At 60.9% G+C, this 279-nt stretch carries 1 protein-coding gene; it reads left to right on the top strand.

From position 1 onward, the window contains the following. Positions 1-279 (top strand): hypothetical protein (locus tag N8L39_RS09315; RefSeq protein WP_261039379.1); only part of this gene is annotated, 279 nt, incomplete at both ends.

Below are 279 nucleotides of genomic sequence, written 5' to 3'. Positions count from 1 at the left end.
CAATCCCTGAGATCAGCGAGTCCGTCATCGGGTTGCGTCCGATGACGGCAGGCGGTGAGGTTGTCGAAGATTATCACCAAGTCGGGCTGTCGCTCAAGACGCATCCGCTGCGCTTTCTCCGGGACGACCTGGTCCGTGAGGAGATCATCACCTGCGCAGAAGCAACAGCGGTGTTGGACGACAAATGGGTTGAGGCGGCAGGTATCGTGCTTGTGCACCAAAGGCCGGGCGCCGCCGTTGGCGTGATCTTCATGACGATCGAGGACGAGACGGGCACCG

It is taken from the genome of Streptococcus mitis (assembly GCF_946190285.1).
Classification (GTDB): Bacteria; Bacillota; Bacilli; order Lactobacillales; family Streptococcaceae; genus Streptococcus; species Streptococcus mitis_CP.
The sequence above is the reverse complement of the archived record's forward strand: the minus strand, read 5'-3'. Positions and strand labels throughout refer to the sequence as shown.